Annotated in this window: 18 protein-coding genes; 10 read left to right on the top strand and 8 right to left on the bottom strand. The window is 63.4% G+C overall.

The annotated features are described in order from the left end of the window. Positions 1-5 precede the first annotated feature (5 nt). Positions 6-725: an alanyl-tRNA editing protein gene (locus BM136_RS09630; RefSeq protein ID WP_092971625.1), complete on the bottom strand. Its 720-nt coding sequence runs from the start codon at positions 723-725 to the stop codon at positions 6-8. A gap of 53 nt (positions 726-778) precedes the next feature. Here BM136_RS09630 and BM136_RS09625 point away from each other — a divergent pair, with 53 nt between their 5' ends. The 3 genes from BM136_RS09625 to BM136_RS09615 all read left to right on the top strand — a co-directional run bounded on the left by BM136_RS09625 (position 779) and on the right by BM136_RS09615 (position 4863). After that, positions 779-2332 (top strand): aminotransferase-like domain-containing protein, encoded by a 1554-nt coding sequence (locus BM136_RS09625; protein WP_175537109.1) that lies wholly within the window; start codon positions 779-781, stop codon positions 2330-2332. 102 nt (positions 2333-2434) lie between these two features. Further along, entirely contained in the window at positions 2435-4357 is a 1923-nt protein-coding gene (htpG, locus tag BM136_RS09620; RefSeq protein ID WP_092971882.1) for a molecular chaperone HtpG, read from the top strand. 8 nt (positions 4358-4365) lie between these two features. Continuing rightward, positions 4366-4863: a DNA-deoxyinosine glycosylase gene (locus tag BM136_RS09615; RefSeq protein WP_092971623.1), complete on the top strand. Its 498-nt coding sequence runs from the start codon at positions 4366-4368 to the stop codon at positions 4861-4863. Between the two features lie 7 nt (positions 4864-4870). Here BM136_RS09615 and BM136_RS09610 read toward each other — a convergent pair whose 3' ends face one another. Then, positions 4871-5665, bottom strand: coding sequence for a type IV pili methyl-accepting chemotaxis transducer N-terminal domain-containing protein (locus BM136_RS09610; protein ID WP_254775645.1), 795 nt, complete (start codon positions 5663-5665; stop codon positions 4871-4873). Between the two features lie 19 nt (positions 5666-5684). Then, positions 5685-6416, bottom strand: coding sequence for a type IV pili methyl-accepting chemotaxis transducer N-terminal domain-containing protein (locus tag BM136_RS09605; protein WP_092971621.1), 732 nt, complete (start codon positions 6414-6416; stop codon positions 5685-5687). 431 nt (positions 6417-6847) lie between these two features. Here BM136_RS09605 and BM136_RS09600 point away from each other — a divergent pair, with 431 nt between their 5' ends. The 3 genes from BM136_RS09600 to BM136_RS09590 all read left to right on the top strand — a co-directional run bounded on the left by BM136_RS09600 (position 6848) and on the right by BM136_RS09590 (position 9213). Further along, the gene (locus BM136_RS09600) at positions 6848-7357 is read left to right on the top strand and encodes a DUF1993 domain-containing protein (protein WP_092971881.1); all 510 of its coding nucleotides are present in this window, start codon (positions 6848-6850) and stop codon (positions 7355-7357) included. A 213-nt stretch (positions 7358-7570) separates the two neighbouring features. Beyond that, positions 7571-8329: a tetratricopeptide repeat protein gene (locus BM136_RS09595; RefSeq protein WP_092971620.1), complete on the top strand. Its 759-nt coding sequence runs from the start codon at positions 7571-7573 to the stop codon at positions 8327-8329. A gap of 8 nt (positions 8330-8337) precedes the next feature. Beyond that, complete coding sequence (locus BM136_RS09590) at positions 8338-9213, top strand: class I SAM-dependent methyltransferase (protein WP_092971619.1); 876 nt, start codon at positions 8338-8340, stop codon at positions 9211-9213. Positions 9214-9277: 64 nt separating this feature from the next. On the opposite strand, the gene BM136_RS09585 is transcribed toward BM136_RS09590, so the two are convergent. Beyond that, positions 9278-9676: a nuclear transport factor 2 family protein gene (locus BM136_RS09585; RefSeq protein ID WP_092971618.1), complete on the bottom strand. Its 399-nt coding sequence runs from the start codon at positions 9674-9676 to the stop codon at positions 9278-9280. Between the two features lie 542 nt (positions 9677-10218). Here BM136_RS09585 and BM136_RS09580 point away from each other — a divergent pair. Next, the gene (locus tag BM136_RS09580; RefSeq protein WP_217649353.1) at positions 10219-11034 is read left to right on the top strand and encodes a hypothetical protein; all 816 of its coding nucleotides are present in this window, start codon (positions 10219-10221) and stop codon (positions 11032-11034) included. Between the two features lie 29 nt (positions 11035-11063). Here the strand turns inward: BM136_RS09580 and BM136_RS09575 are convergent, their stop codons facing one another. The 3 genes from BM136_RS09575 to BM136_RS09565 are packed head-to-tail and all read right to left on the bottom strand — an operon-like array spanning position 11064 to position 13770. Continuing rightward, positions 11064-12239, bottom strand: coding sequence for a vWA domain-containing protein (locus tag BM136_RS09575; protein WP_024973123.1), 1176 nt, complete (start codon positions 12237-12239; stop codon positions 11064-11066). Positions 12240-12255: 16 nt separating this feature from the next. Continuing rightward, complete coding sequence (locus BM136_RS09570; protein ID WP_092971617.1) at positions 12256-12864, bottom strand: GNAT family N-acetyltransferase; 609 nt, start codon at positions 12862-12864, stop codon at positions 12256-12258. A gap of 12 nt (positions 12865-12876) precedes the next feature. Next, on the bottom strand, positions 12877-13770 hold the full coding sequence (locus BM136_RS09565; RefSeq protein ID WP_092971616.1) for an AAA family ATPase: 894 nt from the start codon (positions 13768-13770) through the stop codon (positions 12877-12879). A gap of 300 nt (positions 13771-14070) precedes the next feature. On the opposite strand from BM136_RS09565, the gene BM136_RS09560 reads away from it, so the two are divergent. Together BM136_RS09560 and BM136_RS09555 are read left to right on the top strand one after the other, a co-directional pair. Further along, complete coding sequence (locus BM136_RS09560) at positions 14071-14439, top strand: c-type cytochrome (protein WP_012435195.1); 369 nt, start codon at positions 14071-14073, stop codon at positions 14437-14439. An 11-nt stretch (positions 14440-14450) separates the two neighbouring features. Beyond that, complete coding sequence (locus BM136_RS09555) at positions 14451-14849, top strand: c-type cytochrome (RefSeq protein WP_009238577.1); 399 nt, start codon at positions 14451-14453, stop codon at positions 14847-14849. 61 nt (positions 14850-14910) lie between these two features. Here the strand turns inward: BM136_RS09555 and BM136_RS09550 are convergent, their stop codons facing one another. Beyond that, a complete protein-coding gene (locus tag BM136_RS09550; protein ID WP_009238576.1) occupies positions 14911-15345 on the bottom strand; it encodes a DUF1841 family protein in 435 nt (144 codons plus the stop codon). A gap of 115 nt (positions 15346-15460) precedes the next feature. Here BM136_RS09550 and BM136_RS09545 point away from each other — a divergent pair, with 115 nt between their 5' ends. Further along, entirely contained in the window at positions 15461-16396 is a 936-nt protein-coding gene (locus BM136_RS09545; protein WP_092971615.1) for a DMT family transporter, read from the top strand. Positions 16397-16433: the final 37 nt, after the last annotated feature.

Here is a 16433-nt window from a genome sequence, read left to right as displayed (position 1 = left end):
GCCGCTCAATCTGCAAACGCCACAGCCACGCGTCGGTTCTGGCGGCTCTTCTTTTCGATCTTGGTGACGACCACGCGGCCAATTTCTCCGGTGGCGCGCACATGGGTGCCGCCGCACGGCTGGCGATCGATGCCGTCGATATGGATGATGCGGATGGCCGATGCCCCCGCCGGCGGTGCCGCGCCGATGGTGCGCACGAGTTCGGGCTGCGCGGCGAGTTCTTCCGGCGTGATCAGATCGATGCGCACCGGCGTGTTGCGGCCGATGAGTTCATTCAGTTGCGTGGTGAGGGTGTCGCGGTCGAGTGTCGATTCAGGCAAGTCGAAATCGACGCGACCGGCGTCCGGCGAGATGCCGCAGCCCGTGACCGGCACGGGAATCAGCGAGCCCAGCAGGTGCAGGCACGTATGGAGCCGCATCAGCCGGTGGCGGCGGTCCCAGTCGATGGCGGCCGTGACGGGCGTGCTGGGCACGAGCAGCGTGAGGCCAGCGTTGTCGGCAGGCACATGCAGAACGGTTTGGCGATCGGGGCTGTAGACGGTGTCGGCAATCGCGATGGTTTGCCCATCGGCCAGGGTGAGCGTGCCGGTGTCGCCAGCCTGGCCACCGCTGCGCGCGTAGAACACCGTCGCGTCCAGCTCAATGCCTTCCGGATGCACGGCGACGACCGTGGCGTCGCAGGTGGCGCGGTAGGCGTCTTCGTCAAAGCGTTTCAACGTGGGCATGTGATGTCTCCGGTTCGGTGTGGGCGGAATTCTGACCTTGATCCTACCGAACTGTGTCTGTACAGTACCTGTACACTTTGTCGTGGCGCTTTCTGTACAGTTTTCGGCCCGCTTCAGCCTACCCCGTCATGAATTCCACTTCTCACATCATCAGCCTGGACGCCCGTCGCGCGGCCGCCCGCCCAGCGGCGGAGCAGTTGCCTGACCCGATTCCGTCGGCGCAGATGACGCTGGTGGATCAGCTCACCGAGTGGGCGCGCATGCGCATTGATGAGCGGGTGTTTCGCGCGGGCATGCGCATGCCGTCGATCCGGCAACTGGCGCAGGAGAAGAGCATTTCGCGGTTTACCGTGGTGGAGGCGTACGAGCGGCTGGTGGCGCAGGGATATCTGGAATCGCGCCGGGGCTCGGGCTTCTATGTGAAAGAGCGCCACACGCCGCTGCCCGAGGAGCCGGTCGCACCGCCTCCCACCGCCGCACGCAAGATCGACGTGACGTGGCTGCTGCGGAACATGTTCCATTCCGCCGAGCCACGCAAGGCGCCGGGCATCGGCTTTCTGCCCAACGGCTGGCTCGACGGCGAGCTGATCGCCAACGCGCTGCGCACGCTCGGCCGGCAGAACGGCAACCAGTTTCTGGCGTGGGGATCGCCGCAGGGCTTTTTGCCGCTGCGCCAGCAGTTGCAGACGCGGTTGGCGGAGCTGGAGATCGGCGCGCGGCCGGACCAGATCGTCATGACCTCGGGCATCACCTCGTCGCTGGACCTGATCGCGCGCCAGTACGTGCAGCCCGGCGATACGGTCCTGGTGGGCGATCCGGCGTGGTTCCTGATGTTCGGCCGCTTTGCCGCGCAAGGGGCGCAGGTGATCGGCGTGCCGTACACCGCCGAGGGGCCCGACCTGGTGGCGCTGGAGGGGCTGGTGCAGGTGCGCCGGCCCAAGCTGCTGATCATCAACTCGATCCTGCATAACCCGACGGGCACGTCGCTGTCGGCGGCCAAGGCGTTTCAGTTGCTGCGGCTGGCCGAGCAGTACGGTTTCCTGATCGTCGAAGACGATATCTACGGCGATCTCGCCCCGCCCGGACATCCCGGGACACGGCTGGCCAGTCTGGACCAGCTGCGACGCGTGATCTACCTGAGCAGCTTCTCCAAGACGCTGGCGGCCAACCTGCGCGTGGGGTTCATCGCCTGCCACCCCGAGCTGGCCAAGAACCTGGTCGACGGCAAACTGCTGACCGGTCTGGTCACGCCCGAGATCAACGAGCGCGTGCTCTACAAGATCCTGACCGAAGGCCATTACCGCAAGCATGTCGAACGCATACGCGCCCGTCTGGACCGCGCCCGCGACGGCGTGCAGCGCAGCCTGGAGCGCATGGGCCTGAAGCTGTTTGCGCAGCAGGGGGCCGGCATGTTTCTCTGGGCCGATACCGGTCAGGACACCAACGCCATTGCCCGCGCCGGGCACGAACAAGGCTATGTGTTTGCGCCCGGGAGCCTGTTTTCGCCGTCGCAGATGCCGTCGACGTGGATGCGCTTCAACATTGCGACCAGCGCCGATCCGGAGTTGCTCCGGTTCCTGGCGGAACAGCTCGATCGCGGGGCTTGAAAACCGGCCGCCACGCCTTATCTAGCCTCACAAATTCATGCGGGCGCATGCGCAACGTGTAGCCCGCTTCTCTTTCCACTTTCCAGACTTTTTATGCACACCATGAGCGCACCGCACGAGAAGATGGCTTTCCAGGCAGAAGTGAAGCAGCTTCTGCATCTGATGATCCACTCGCTGTACAGCAACAAGGAAATCTTCCTGCGGGAGCTGGTTTCCAATGCGTCGGATGCGGTGGACAAGCTGCGCTTTGAGGGCATCGCCAACCCGTCGCTGCTGGAAGGCGGTGGCGAGCTTGGCATCCGCATCGGCTTCGATGCTGCCGCGCGCACCATCACGATTGCCGACAACGGTATCGGCATGAGCCGCGATGAGGCCATCCACAACCTTGGCACCATCGCCCGCTCGGGCACGCGCGAGTTCTTCAGCCAGCTGTCGGGCGACCAGCAGAAGGACGCGGCTCTCATTGGCCAGTTTGGCGTGGGCTTCTACTCGGCGTTTATCGTGGCCGACCGCGTGACGGTGGACTCGCGCCGCGCCGGCGTGGCCGCCAATGAAGGCGTGCGCTGGGAAAGCACCGGCGACGGCGAATTCACCGTCGACACCATCGAACGCGCCGAGCGCGGCACGACCATCACGCTGCACCTGCGCGAGGGTGAGGACGATTTCCTCTCCGCCTGGCGCGTGAAGTCAGTCGTGCAGAAGTATTCGGACCACATCTCCCTGCCGATCCAGATGCGCAAGGAAGCGTGGGACGAAGAGAAGAAAACGATGGTGGCCCAGGACGAATGGGAAACCATCAACCAGGGCAGCGCACTGTGGGCACGCCCGCGCGCAGACGTGACCGACGAGCAGTACATCGCGTTCTACCAGCACATCGCCCACGAAAACGGCAAGCCGCTCGCCTGGACGCACAACCGTGTGGAAGGTCGCAGCGAATACACGCAACTGCTGTACATCCCGACCAACGCGCCGTTCGACCTGTGGGACCGCGAGCGCCGCAGCGGCCTGAAGCTGTACGTCAAGCGCGTCTTCATCATGGACGACGCCGAGCAACTGCTGCCGGCCTATCAGCGCTTCGTGAAGGGCGTGATCGATTCGGCCGATTTGCCGCTGAACGTCTCGCGCGAAATCCTGCAGGAAAGCCGCGATGTGAAGGCCATCCGGGAAGGCTCCACCAAGCGTGTGCTCGGCATGCTCGAATCGATGGCCGAGTCGGATGACGCGGCCGAGAAGGAAAAGTACGCCACGTTCTGGCAGAACTTCGGCCAAGTGCTCAAGGAAGGTATTGGCGAAGACCAGGCCAACAAGGACCGCATTGCCAAGCTGCTGCGCTTTGCGTCCACGCACAACGAAGACAGCGCCCAGACCGTCTCGCTGGCGGATTACATCGGCCGCATGAAGGAAGGTCAGGACAAGATCTACTACGTGACGGCCGAAAACTGGACGGCTGCCAAGTCGAGCCCGCATCTGGAAATCTTCCGCAAGAAGGGCGTGGAAGTGCTGCTGCTGACCGATCGCGTGGACGAATGGATGCTCTCGTTCCTGCACGACTTCGAAGAGAAGGAACTGGTGTCGGTGGCGCGTGGCGATCTCGACCTGGGCGCGATGGAAGACGAGGCCGAGAAGGCCGAGCACGCCAAGGTGGAGGGCGAGTTCAAGGCGCTGGTTGAGCGTGCCAAGGCGGTGCTGGGCGACAAGGCCAAGGACGTGCGCATCACGCATCGACTGACCGATTCGCCGTCGTGCCTCGTGGCCGATGAAGGCGATATCAGCGGCACGCTGGCGCGTCTGCTCAAGCAGGCCGGCCAACAAGCGCCCGACAGCAAGCCGGTGCTGGAACTGAACCCCACGCACCCGCTGGTGCGCAAGCTCGCGCTGCTGGAAACCGTGACCGGCAACGAAGCCGACCGCGCCGCGTTTGAAGATCGCTTGCATGTGCTGTTCGACCAGGCACTGTTGGCCGAGGGTGGCGCATTGGCCGACCCGGCGGCGTACGTGCAACGCGTGAACCGCCTGCTGGCCTGACGACGAGCGTGACGCTCAAACGATGCTTTCCGCCCGTGGTCGACGCGCACACGCGCGTGCTGATCCTGGGCAGCCTGCCCGGCGAAGCATCGCTTGCGCAATCGCAGTACTACGCCTACAAGCACAACCAGTTCTGGCGCCTGGCCGGCGAGGTGATCGGCCAGGACCTGCCGGGCATGGAATACGCCGCGCGCTTGAAGGCGCTGCTCGCCCATCGCATCGGCCTGTGGGATGTGGTGGCCGAGGCCAGGCGAGATGGCAGTCTCGACAGCAAGATCCGCGACCATGCCGGCAATGATCTGGCCAGCCTTATTGCTTCGCTACCCGAGCTGGCGGTGATCGCCTTCAACGGCGGCACCGCCGCGCGCATTGGTGCGAAGGCGCTGGGCGACATCGGCGACCGGCACACCATCCTCAAACTCCCTTCCAGCAGTCCAGCTTATGCAGCCGTGCCGTACGCCCAAAAGTTGGTGGCGTGGCAAGCGCTGCGTGAGTGGCTGTCGTAGCGCTCAGCTATTTGGCCAGCCCCTCGTACAGACCGGTCACGTCATCCATTACCTGAAGAATGCGCTCGCTGGTTGTGGCAACGTTGCGCAACTGTTCCGCGCGCGTGCCTTCCGTCTGTTTGAGCGCGTCGGCAAAGAACAGCCATTGCGTGCTGGCCAGTTGCAGCTCGTTATTGATCGCCCCGGAATTCTGCGGCGCAGACGTGAGGAAGACCTGAGCGGCCGTAAACTCCTTCATGGCTGAAGCGAGATCCTGCGTCATCTGCGCAGAGGTAATGTCCCACGCACGGAACATGCTTAGCTTGGCGATGCGCTGCGAAAGCATCCGCTGACGGCCCGCCACGTTGATCAGCTTGCCCGTCGCCGTGCCCGATTGTTTTTCCAGCAACACCGTGCCCTGTTGCGCGAGCTTCAGCACGTCTTCGCTGGCTTGGGCGATCTTCTTCGCGTTGTCGATGTTCGGGTCCCCGGCTGTCAGCAACTGCCTGTAGATGAGCCACGACTGTTCAAGTTTGGCGTAGGTGTCCTTGATCTCGGGTGTGGGCGCGAATGCCTTCAACTCCGTAAGCTGCCGATCAAAGAGTGCGACGGACTGCTCAAGAATTTTCTTCGATCGCTCGACCTCCACGCCCAGGCCGATCTGGCAATACGCCTTGGCCATGCGCTGCGACAGCATGCGCTGGCGGCCCGCCTTGTTGATGGCTGAGTTGATCGTCAGCGGTTGCGCGCAGGCGCTTCCAATCAGCCCAGACAGCAGGGCGGAGCACACAAGCAAGCGGATGAATTGCAGGTAGGGTTTCAAGCGGTTCTCCGTCTCACGATCAACGCAGCGACATGTGCCCGAATGTGCGCGATGCCGGCGTCGATGACCGGCGTGTGCCGGCGCCGGGCTGTGCGGCATCGTCGGTTCCGACGACATTGCGGATCAACTGGTCCATCTCCTGGATGATGTCCGCGAGCACCGTGGTGATCACTGAGAACTCGCGCCCATATGGGCCCGCCCTTGCTGCCGAGACGCGCGCGTTCATGGCGACGATGTTGGCCTGCATCGAGATGCGCCCGAGGTGCGCGGCAATTTCTGCCTGGCGTTTGCGCAGTGCGACTTCGCACACGTGCATCTCCTCTTGATAGGCCTGCGTAATGGTCTGCAGCAGTTCCAGCATGGGCGTGGCCTGTGCCACCAGTGCATCAAGCGACGCGTTGCGTTGGGTCGCGCCGGTCGACAAGGTATCGATCGCGCTTTTGACTAGAACGATGAACTCGCGGATGCGCGCGTCACCACGAAGTTTGCCGAAGTAGAGCTGACGCAACGCCTCCGAGAATGCTCCGGGCAGGCGTTTATTGCCCTCGGCAAGATCGGTGTGGGCCGATGCGAATGTCGCCAGGCATGACCGCGCGATGTCGAGCGCAGCGGCGTGACCCTGCGCGGCCAACACCGTGTGCAGCACGATCCGCTGCGACAGCATGCGTTGCCGTCCGGACAGGTTGATCAGCTCGCCAATGGTCTCAACGGACACGTCGGACGTGGAAGCCTGGGTGGTGGAAGCGTTCATGTCATTGCCTTGGTGGTGGTGTCGACGCGCAGCCGCGATGGCCAGAAAAAAAGCGCTCCGAAGCGAGACGGCGACTCTCCGGGTGCCCGGGTCGTGCCGTGTCGCCTCGGAGCGCCGTTGCCCCGGACGCTCCTTGCGGAGCGTGTTGTCGCGATGTGCCAAGGTGGATCAAGGCCGCCGTTGGCCTTGTCCTTGCCCATGCAATAGCCATGCCACGCGAGAGATGCCGGCGAGCCCGTCGATCAGCCCACGTCAAGAGCGTTCGCCGCACTGATCTCGTGCCAAATGCCTCATGACGAGGCGTGCGCGTGCTTCATGCAGCGGCCGAATCGCTGCCCTACACTGTGCCCTGCGCAAGAAAGCGCGGCGCCGGCGAGTCGTGCAGAGAATCGCTGGCGGCCACAACGATGGATACCAAGGAAATCACTTCCATGACCACACCTTCGATGTACGAGTTTCTGGTCCCGACCGTGAACCGCATGTTGGGTAACCTGTCGGCCCTGCTCGACAAGGCGGCTGCCCACGCAGAGGCGAAGAAGTTCGACCCGGTCAATCTGATGACCGCGCGTCTGGCGCCGGACATGCATCCGTTCCCGCGGCAGGTGCAGATTGCCTGTGACCAGGCCAAGGGCGGTGCGGCGCGTCTGTCGGGCAACGAGGTGCCGTCGTACCCGGATGTGGAGACGACCATTCCAGAGCTGAAGGCGCGCATTGCCAAGACGCTGGAGTTCGTCAACAGCATCGACCCCGCGGCATTTGCCGGCAGCGAAGATCGCCAGATCACGCTCAAGAGCCCGACGCGCGAGCTGCAGTTCTCGGGCATTGATTACCTGCGAGGCTTCGTGCTGCCGAACCTGTATTTCCATATCACGACCGCTTATGCACTGCTGCGCCATAACGGCGTGGAGATCGGCAAAATGGATTTCCTCGGTCGCCCCTAAGAAGCGCCTTGCTTCAAAGACAACGCCGGCTGGCTGACGACAGGCGCCGGCGTTTATTGATGGGTCGGCTGTCAAGGTCGGCTCCACGCGGGTTCGGGGGTGTCAATGCGCAAACGTTAAGGGCGCGTCACACCGATGCCGCAGCGCATCTGTCACAATCGCGCCCGTGGCCGACGCGGGGGGTGTCGGTGCATTTCACTATCGAGCCTTCACATGCCGTTTCTCGGAATCGGATTTCACGTCATCGTTGCGCTGTTCTTTGCCGTGCACGTCGTGCGCAACAACCAGAACATGTACTGGTTGTTCATTCTCTTTGCGTTTCCGTTGCTGGGCAGCGTGGTGTATTTCTTCGCGATCTATCTGCCTGAGATGCGCCACTCGCGCGGCGCACGCGTTGCCAGCCGCGCCGTGACGCAACTGATCGACCCGAACCGCGCCGTGCGCGAGGCGCGCAACGATTTCGACCGCGCCCCGACCGTGCAACACCGCTTGCGCCTGGGCGAAGCACTGCTGGAAGCCGGCAATGCCAAAGAGGCGCGCGAGCATTTTGAGCAGGCAGCCACAGGCCCGTTTGCGGGCGACCCGGCCGTGCTGTTGGGCCTGGCCCGCGCGCAGTTCGCCACCGGCGATGCGGCACTTGCCAAGGGCACGCTCGACAAACTGTTCGAAGCGCATCGTGTGACGCGCCAGCAGCCTGATCCGACATTGCTCTACGCACGCGCATTGGCCGCGACAAACGCACCGAACACGCGCGAGGCATTCGAGCAAGCCCTGACCTGTGCGAACGACGCGGCTGCCCGCTGCCTCTTCGGCGAATGGCTGCTCGTGCAGAACAACGACGCCGACAAACAGCGCGCCCAGACCCTGTTTGAAGAGATCCTGCGCGACGCCAAGCACTGGACGCGCTACGCCAAAGATCACAATCGCGAGTGGCTGCAGCGCGCCGCTGCCGCTCAGTCTTCTTCCCGTTGATCCGCTTTATGACGCTGTTGAAACGTAAATCCATCGAGGCCGTCGCCTCGCGCCGCCCGGCCCGCGCAAAACGCGAAGACCGCCTGGACCACGACGATGAACCGAAGCGCATGGCCCCGCGCTTTGCGCCGGTCACGTTTTCTGAACTGGCCGGTGTGCGCTATCTGCACTTCGGTACTGAATGGGTGCAGGGCGCCATGCGCCTGTCCAAGCCCGATGCCATCGAACTGGAATATGCACAGCAGATGATGGCTTGGATGCTGTTTCTCGATCCTGCCGCGCGGCCGGATTTCCACGTCGTGCAACTTGGTCTTGGCGCTGCCGCGCTGACGAAGTTCTGCCACCGCCAACTCGCGCCCGCGCAGGTGACGGCGGTGGAGTTGAACCCGTCCGTGATCGTCGCAGCGCGCAGCATGTTCAGCATGCCGTTTGACGACGCGCGCTTGAGCGTGCTCGAACAGGATGCCTACGACTGGGTGATGGACGCCAGCCACCACGGCACCGTCGATGCACTGCAGATCGACCTGTATGACGCCACCGCGCGCGGCCCGGTGCTGGATACGCCGGCGTTCTACAAGGCTTGCCGCCAGGTACTGCGCTCCCCGGGCGTGATGACGATCAACCTGTTTGGCGACCACACCAGCTTCCCGCGCAATATCGAGCGCATTTGCGATGCGTTCGACAATCGCGTGCTGGTCTTCCCTGAGGTGCACGACGGCAACGTGATCGCGCTGGCGTTCAATGGCCCGCCGCTGCATGTTAGTTGGGAAGCCGTGCAGGCGCGCGCCGCTGCGCTGCAGTCCTCGCTCAAGCTGCCGACCAAAGGCTGGGCAGACGGACTGCGCAGTGCCAATGCCGGCCAGGAAGACGCGCTGTCCATCTGATCTTTGCATGCAGCCAATGCAAAACGCCCCGGCATTGCGGGGCGTTTGCTTTTTGGGAGACGGCTCAGGCGGCGTCGCCCATGCCGGGCATCTGGTCGATGAAGCCAGTCACCGCGTGCATGCGGCCACCTTCAATGCGCACGAAGTCGGTGCCCTTGACCAGCGCCTGCCCCTCGGGGCCAAGCGTCCAGCGGAAACGGATCGTGTCATGTACAACGTCCACGCCGCCGTCGCGCGCAAAGCGGAAACCTGGGAACTTGGCCTGCACACCTGCAATGAGCGCTTCGATGCCGCTATGTCCGGTGCCTTGCATGAGCGGATCGACATACGTGGCGCCTTCTGTCCAGGTCTGCGTGACGAGGGCGCTGCGCTGGGCAGCGTCCGTCGCGTTCCACGCGGCGATATAACGATCGACCAGCGTATCGGCGAGCGTGTCGTTGGCGGCAAGTTGGGTGGCAGTCATGGCGTTTCTCCGTTCGAAGTGGGGAGCTTGGCCAGCGCGGGATGAGCGATCGCGCTGGATGGCTTCATCTTCGGCGCCAGCGTGGATGGTGTCGATTACGCGTCAGGTAATCGGCACTCTCCCGAACAGGAATACGCAGGGCACTGCATCTCATCCGGTTTCGTCCCCTGATCCCGTCTTTCGCATGCGCTCGCAGATCGACGGTGAGACTCCGGTAGCCTTCGACCTCCGATTGGAGGTCCGGCATGCACAAGAAAATCACAGGCGAGCCATCGCGCAGTCTCTCACCGCTGCCATCGTCTGTATCCCCAACAGAGCGCACGCTTCAAGAAGGGGCAAATCAACCGACGGTGCGCATGCGTTCCCCGACCTTGGCGAGCCTTCCCAGCTCGCGTACTGGCGGCTCAGCGCGGGTGTCCGCCGCGCCGGCCAAAGTTTCCGACGCGGAGCTGGCACTCGCTGCGTACCTGCTTGCGCGTGCAGTGGATGGGCGCCCGGTGGCTGCATCGGAAATATCTCGCCTTCGCTTGGCGAACGCCAGCGTGAACGAAACCCGCCAACTGCTTAAGCATGGTCGCGGCAACGTCGACGTGGACGTGCGAGCCACCCACAACGAAAGTACTTGGCGGACGAAGGCAGCGCGGACCTTCAGGCTGGAACGTGAGCGGAAAGCGAAGGTGCCCTGGAACGCGTTCACCCAGCGCGCGCCTTATTCCGCCGCCGCGGCATCGGTATTTGGCGCTGGAAATTGTGGCGAGCACACCAGCACGACGAGCGTCTATCACAGCCGCCGGTTGGCGCCCCACGAAGAAGTGCATTACGTGAGTGCCCCGGCCGTTGGACACACGTGGGCAGAAGGCCGAGTGCCAACCGCTCCAGTTGCCGAACAGTCGGAGCGGACGGTCGTGATGGACGCCTGGGCCGCTGGACCCGCGGTACTCGCATCCGATGCCCGCTTCGCCAAGCGTCGTGCCGGGCTGGAAACTACGCTGCACTTCAATGCGGAAACGGGCCGCGACGCCCGCATTGCCGCGAATGATCTGGTTCTGGAGGCACGGTCTGCAGGTCCCGCAGAAATTGCCCGGCGTGTGCAAAGTGAGGCCGGGCCTACCGCCCGCTTCGCTGCCTTTATCGATTCTGTCCTGCCAAGCGGTGTTGGTCACTGGCGCGAGCAGCACGTTCTTGACGGAAATTTCTCGCAACGGGTGAAGGGCAAGCTTGCGGCTCCCGCGCATCGGGCCCAGATTCATGGACTGGCCGCGCGCGTTGCAGAACAGCTTGGCGTGCCGCCTCAGCAGCGGTCAGCAGAGGCGCAACGAATCATCGAGGCGGCCCATGCCATGTTGCCAGACCGGTGAAATTGACGGGGCCGGCATCCCCAAGACACTTACTTGGACAACAACCGCATCGCCGATTCCAACCCCGCAATCGTCACCGGATACATCCGCGTCTTCACGATCTGGTTGATGACCGAGATGGACTGGCGGTACTCCCACAGGCCTTCCGGCTCGGGGTTGAGCCAGACAAATTTCGGGAACTGTTCGATCAGCCGCTTGAGCCACGTGGCACCGGCTTCAGCGTTGTTGTATTCGACCGAGCCGCCGGCCTGGAGGATTTCGTACGGGCTCATGGTCGCATCGCCCACGAAGATCAGTTTGTAATCGGGCGGGTACTTGCGGATGACGTCCCAGGTGGAGAAGCGTTCCGCATGGCGGCGCCGGTTGTTCTTCCACAGCCATTCGTAGACGCAGTTGTGGAAGTAGTAATACTCGAGGTGCTTGAACTCGGTCTTGGCGGCGGAGAAGAGTTCTTCCACGCGCTTGATGTGGTCGTCCATCGAGCCGCCCACATCCATCAGCATCAGTACCTTGACGTTGTTGTGCCGCTCGGGGCGCATCTTGATGTCGAGCAAGCCGGCGTTGGCGGCGGTGGAGTGGATGGTGTCGTCCAGGTCCAGCTCGATGTCCGCACCATCACGCGCGAACTTGCGCAGGCGGCGCAACGCCACCTTGATGTTGCGGGTGCCGAGTTCAACGGTGTCGTCGTAGTCCTTGTACGCGCGTGCTTCCCACACCTTGACCGCGGTGCGGTTGCCCTTTGATGGGCCGCCGATACGGATGCCTTCCGGGTTGTAGCCGCCGTGCCCGAATGGCGACGTGCCACCCGTGCCGATCCATTTGTTGCCGCCTTCGTGACGCTCGTGCTGCTCGTTCAGCAGTTCTTTCAAGCGCTCCATCAGCTTGTCGAGGCCGCCCATGGCCTCGATCTTTGCTTTCTCCTCCGGCGAGAGTTCGCGCTCCAGCTTCTTGGTGAGCCAATCGAGCGGAATGTCCGCGCGCCAATCGACCGCGCCTTCCACGCCCTTGAAGTAGGCGCCGAACGCTTGGTCAAACTTGTCGAAGTGCTTTTCGTCCTTCACCAGCGTCATGCGCGCCAGGAAGTAGAACTCGTCGAGCGACGGCGCGATGACCTGCTGCTTGAGCCCTTCAAGCAGCGTCAGGTATTCCTTGACCGAGACCGGCAGCTTGGCGTGCCGCAGCGTGAAGAAGAAATCGATGAGCATGGTGGTCCTCCGGCGCTCAGGCGCGCGGTTGCTCGAGCTTGTATTGCAGATGGCGTTTCACGGTCAGCCATTCCGATTCGATGATCGAGAACACGACCGTGTCGCGGAAGCTGCCGTCCGGCATGCGTTGGTGGTTGCGCAGCACGCCGTCCTGCTTGGCGCCCAGCCGGGCGATGGCTGCGCGGCTCTGGTGATTCATCCAGTGCGTGCGAAATTCCACCGCAATGCAGTGCAGTGTCTCGAACGCGTGCGTGAGCAGCAGCAACTTGCATTCCGTGTTGATGGCCGTACGCTGGGCTGCCTTCGAATACCACGTGTGGCCGATTTCCAGCCGGCGGTTGGATTCGTCCACGTTGAAGAGGCGCGTAGCGCCGATCACCTTGCCGGGTTGCCCATCGCGCATCTCGCGTACGACGAACGGCATGGCGCCGAGGCGTTCGCGCATGTCCAGCGCAGTGGCCAGCCATTCACCGGTCTTGTCGGGCGAGGGGACGGATGTGTACCAAAGCTTCCACAGCTCGCCATCGGCGGCCGCGGCGCGCACTTCGTCCTCGTGCTCCGGGCCGAGCGGCTCCAGCCAGGCGTGCTGGCCGGACAGCGTGACGGGCTCGATCAGGCGCGACATGGTCGGACTCGCTCAGCGGTTGGCTCGGTTCATGAAGACCAGGCGCTCGAACAGGTGCACGTCCTGTTCGTTCTTGAGCAGCGCCCCGTGCAGCGGCGGAATCGCCGCGTTCTTGTCTTGGCTGCGCAGCGATTCCGGCGGAATGTCTTCGGCCAGCAGTAGCTTGAGCCAGTCGATCAGCTCGGACGTCGACGGCTTCTTCTTCAGCCCCGGCAGGTTGCGCATCTCGTAGAACGCATCCAGTGCGGCCTTCACGAGCACTGGCTTGATGCCCGGGTAGTGCACGTCGACGATGGCTTGCATGGTTTCCGCATCCGGAAACTTGATGTAGTGGAAGAAGCAGCGGCGCAGGAACGCGTCGGGCAATTCCTTCTCGTTGTTCGACGTGATGATCACCAGCGGGCGGTGCTTGGCGCGGATGGTTTCGCGCGTTTCATACACGTAGAACTCCATGCGATCCAGCTCGCGCAGCAAGTCGTTCGGGAACTCGATGTCGGCCTTGTCGATCTCGTCGATCAGCAGTACGACAGGTTTATCCGCCTCGAAGGCCTGCCACAACACGCCCTTGACGATGTAGTTGCGGATGTCGTGGACCCGGTTGCTACTTTCCTTGTCGCCAAGCTGCGAGTCGCGCAGGCGCGAGACGGCGTCGTATTCGTACAGGCCCTGCTGGGCCTTGGTGGTCGATTTCACGTGCCACTGCAGCAGCGGCATGCCCAGCGCGGCGGCCACTTCCTCGGCTAGCATGGTCTTGCCCGTGCCCGGCTCGCCCTTGATGAGCAGCGGGCGCTGGAGCGTCATGGACGCGTTGACGGCAAGCTTGAGGTCATCGGTGGCGACGTATTGGTCGGAGCCTTCGAAGCGTGAGCGCTGGTCGGATGGGGCAGGCGAGGTGGTGGTGTTCATCGTGCAAGCCTACTGAGCGGTAAAAGATTTGGAAGCGGCCAGTATAAGAGCATTTGGGCGTTTGACGCCGGGCGGCAGCGTGGCGGATGCGCCGTGCCATTCCTTGCTGTCAAGTCACGGGAGCCCTAACTGGACTGGCAAAAAAACGGTGCGGTACAATGCGCCGGTTTGACGCACCTCAAATGACCGTCCTCTGGCCAGTTGCCAACGGCGGGTGAATGCGCCCAGCGAGACAGCCGGCTGAGACGAGCCAAGCCGGCAGGGCGAGCAGGATTCTGAAACTCCACGCTTAAGAACGAGATGAAAAAGATCCTCACCATGGTGGCCGCCTTGGGCACATTAGGCGCACTGTCCGCCGCAGCCAACAGCGCCGCCGCTGCCGACGTTCAAGGCAACGCTGCCGCCGCCGAGAACAAGGTCGCCATGTGCATCGGCTGCCATGCCATCCCCGACTACAAGACGTCGTTCCCCGAGGTGTATCGCGTGCCCTATCTGGGCGGCCAGAACGCCAAGTACATCGAAAGCGCGCTGCATGCGTACCAGAAGGGTGACCGCAAGCACCCGACCATGCGCGCCATTGCCGGCTCGCTGACCGATCAAGACATTGCCAACCTGGCCGCCTATTACGCGGCGCAGACGCCGGCCACCCAAAACAATCCCCAGAAGTGACGAGGAAGAATATGAAGAAGATCTCGCTCGCAATCTCGTTCAATCTGGGTGCGCTGATGCTGGCTGCCGCTGTGTCGGCGCAGGCTGCCGATATTGAAAAGGGCAAGCAGCTGGTGGAGAAGGGCGCTTGCGTGGCCTGCCATGGCGCCGGCCTGAACGCCCCGATCTCGCCGGACTATCCGAAGCTCGCCGGGCAGCACGGCGACTACATCTATCACGCGCTGCTGGCCTATCAGACCAGCAACAACCCGCTGGTGGGGCGCAGCAACGCCATCATGGCGGGCCAGGTCAACAGCAACCCTGCCACGATCGGTGCCGACGGCAAGCCGCGTCCGTTCACGCAGGCTGAGCTGAAGGACATTGCCGCGTACATCGAATCTCTGCCCGGTTCGCTGGTGCTCAAGAAGTAATGCGGCATCGCCGGTAAAGAAAAACCGCTCTTCGGAGCGGTTTTTCTTTATGGCGTTGGATTTAGCGCGCAGTGGCGCGCTTGCGCACGCATTCGATATAGGCGTCGCCGTCTGGCGGTAGGCCGGTGCGTTGCGCCGTCCACAGCATCTGGCCCAGGCATTCCATTACCTGGTGCTGTGCTTCGTGCGGCGAGTCGAGCCGCTGGGCAAGCGCCTCATATGCAGCGCGAATACCGCGCGGCTGATCCACCGATACCTGCTCGCTGATCGACAGGTGCATCGACAGGTGCAGGAACGGGTTGCTCTGGCCGCTTTCCGGCGTGTAGTCGCGGGCGAGGGCTTCTTCGCCGGCTTCCAGGGTGTCGTGGTATTCGGGATGCTGCAGCATCCAGTCGAGCGCCATGGCTTCGAGCGGCGTGAGGATTTCTGCCTGGCGGTGCTTGCGCCACGCGCCGCAGAAAAATTGACGGACTTCGTCGCGGGAGGGATTGAACATGATCCCGCCATTGTACCGGCGCGCCTCGATGCCTGCCGCACAGCTTCGCGAGACGGCAACGCTACAATGGCGCCCGCTCCCGCAGAGGTCGATTCCAACAAAAACGCCGCCCCCCATGAGACAAGCCGCCGACTCCCCCCTCGCTGCCCGCGCCGCTGACAAGCTCCTCGGCGTGCTGCTGATCGCCGTGTCCGCCGCATCCTTCGGCGCGATGGCCATCTTCACGCATTACGCCTATGCGAGCGGCGCGAACGTGGTGGGGCTGCTGATCGTACGCTTTGTGATCGCGGCCGCGGCGCTGATGGTCGTGATGCGTGTCCGCCGCATCGGCATACCGCCCTGGTCACGCGTGGCGGGGCTGGCGGCCATGGGCGGCATCGGCTATGCCGGGCAGTCGTTCGCGTTTTTTACGGCGCTGAACTACGCGCCGGCCAGCTTGGTGGCGCTGCTGCTGTATCTGTATCCGATGTTCGTGACGGTACTGGCGGCGATTTTCCTGCGCGAGCGGCTGACTACCGCGGCGATCATCGCGCTGGTGCTTTGCTCGGTCGGGGCGGGGCTGACGGTGGGCGGTGCGGGCCTGTCAGGCGGCAGCCTTCTCGGCATTGGGCTGGGGGTGGCCTCCGCGGTGATTTACTCGATCTACATCACGGTCGGTGCACGGGTCACGCGCGGGCTGGATCCATTGGCGTGTACGACCGTCATCTGTACCGCTGCGGCCGTGGTGTATACGGGGATGGCGTTGCTTGGCGCGCCTGCGCATCTGCCGGGCACGCTCAGCGGCTGGGCTGCGGCGCTGGCCATTGCTGGCTTGTCGACGGTGGTGGCAATCCTGACGTTCTTCGCCGGCTTGCAGAAGTTGGGGGCCGCGCAGGCGTCGATGCTGTCGACGCTGGAGCCGGTGGTGACCGTACTGCTCGCGGCATTGCTGCTCGGCGAATCGATCGCGCCCATGCAGATGACGGGCGGCGCATTGATCCTCGCGGGCGTCCTCTGGCTCACGCGCGCAGACGCGAAACCTGCAGGTCACAGCGTGGATGACATGGCTTGAAGCCGGATCTTCGGTCCCAACAAAAAACCGCCCAGCG

It is taken from the genome of Ralstonia sp. NFACC01 (genome assembly GCF_900115545.1).
GTDB classification, from domain to species: Bacteria; Pseudomonadota; Gammaproteobacteria; order Burkholderiales; family Burkholderiaceae; genus Ralstonia; species Ralstonia mojiangensis.
This window is presented reverse-complemented; position numbering and strand designations above follow the sequence as displayed.

What these genes read in the sequence shown, in the direction of transcription:
- BM136_RS09630 (WP_092971625.1), bottom strand. Translation starts at nt 725, where the DNA reads ATGCCCACGTTGAAACGCTTTGACGAAGACGCCTACCGCGCCACCTGC.
- htpG (WP_092971882.1), top strand. Translation starts at nt 2,435, where the DNA reads ATGAGCGCACCGCACGAGAAGATGGCTTTCCAGGCAGAAGTGAAGCAG.
- BM136_RS09605 (WP_092971621.1), bottom strand. Translation starts at nt 6,416, where the DNA reads ATGAACGCTTCCACCACCCAGGCTTCCACGTCCGACGTGTCCGTTGAG.
- BM136_RS09600 (WP_092971881.1), top strand. Translation starts at nt 6,848, where the DNA reads ATGACCACACCTTCGATGTACGAGTTTCTGGTCCCGACCGTGAACCGC.
- BM136_RS09595 (WP_092971620.1), top strand. Translation starts at nt 7,571, where the DNA reads ATGCCGTTTCTCGGAATCGGATTTCACGTCATCGTTGCGCTGTTCTTT.
- BM136_RS09590 (WP_092971619.1), top strand. Translation starts at nt 8,338, where the DNA reads ATGACGCTGTTGAAACGTAAATCCATCGAGGCCGTCGCCTCGCGCCGC.
- BM136_RS09585 (WP_092971618.1), bottom strand. Translation starts at nt 9,676, where the DNA reads ATGACTGCCACCCAACTTGCCGCCAACGACACGCTCGCCGATACGCTG.
- BM136_RS09575 (WP_024973123.1), bottom strand. Translation starts at nt 12,239, where the DNA reads ATGCTCATCGATTTCTTCTTCACGCTGCGGCACGCCAAGCTGCCGGTC.
- BM136_RS09570 (WP_092971617.1), bottom strand. Translation starts at nt 12,864, where the DNA reads ATGTCGCGCCTGATCGAGCCCGTCACGCTGTCCGGCCAGCACGCCTGG.
- BM136_RS09565 (WP_092971616.1), bottom strand. Translation starts at nt 13,770, where the DNA reads ATGAACACCACCACCTCGCCTGCCCCATCCGACCAGCGCTCACGCTTC.
- BM136_RS09560 (WP_012435195.1), top strand. Translation starts at nt 14,071, where the DNA reads ATGAAAAAGATCCTCACCATGGTGGCCGCCTTGGGCACATTAGGCGCA.
- BM136_RS09555 (WP_009238577.1), top strand. Translation starts at nt 14,451, where the DNA reads ATGAAGAAGATCTCGCTCGCAATCTCGTTCAATCTGGGTGCGCTGATG.
- BM136_RS09550 (WP_009238576.1), bottom strand. Translation starts at nt 15,345, where the DNA reads ATGTTCAATCCCTCCCGCGACGAAGTCCGTCAATTTTTCTGCGGCGCG.
- BM136_RS09545 (WP_092971615.1), top strand. Translation starts at nt 15,461, where the DNA reads ATGAGACAAGCCGCCGACTCCCCCCTCGCTGCCCGCGCCGCTGACAAG.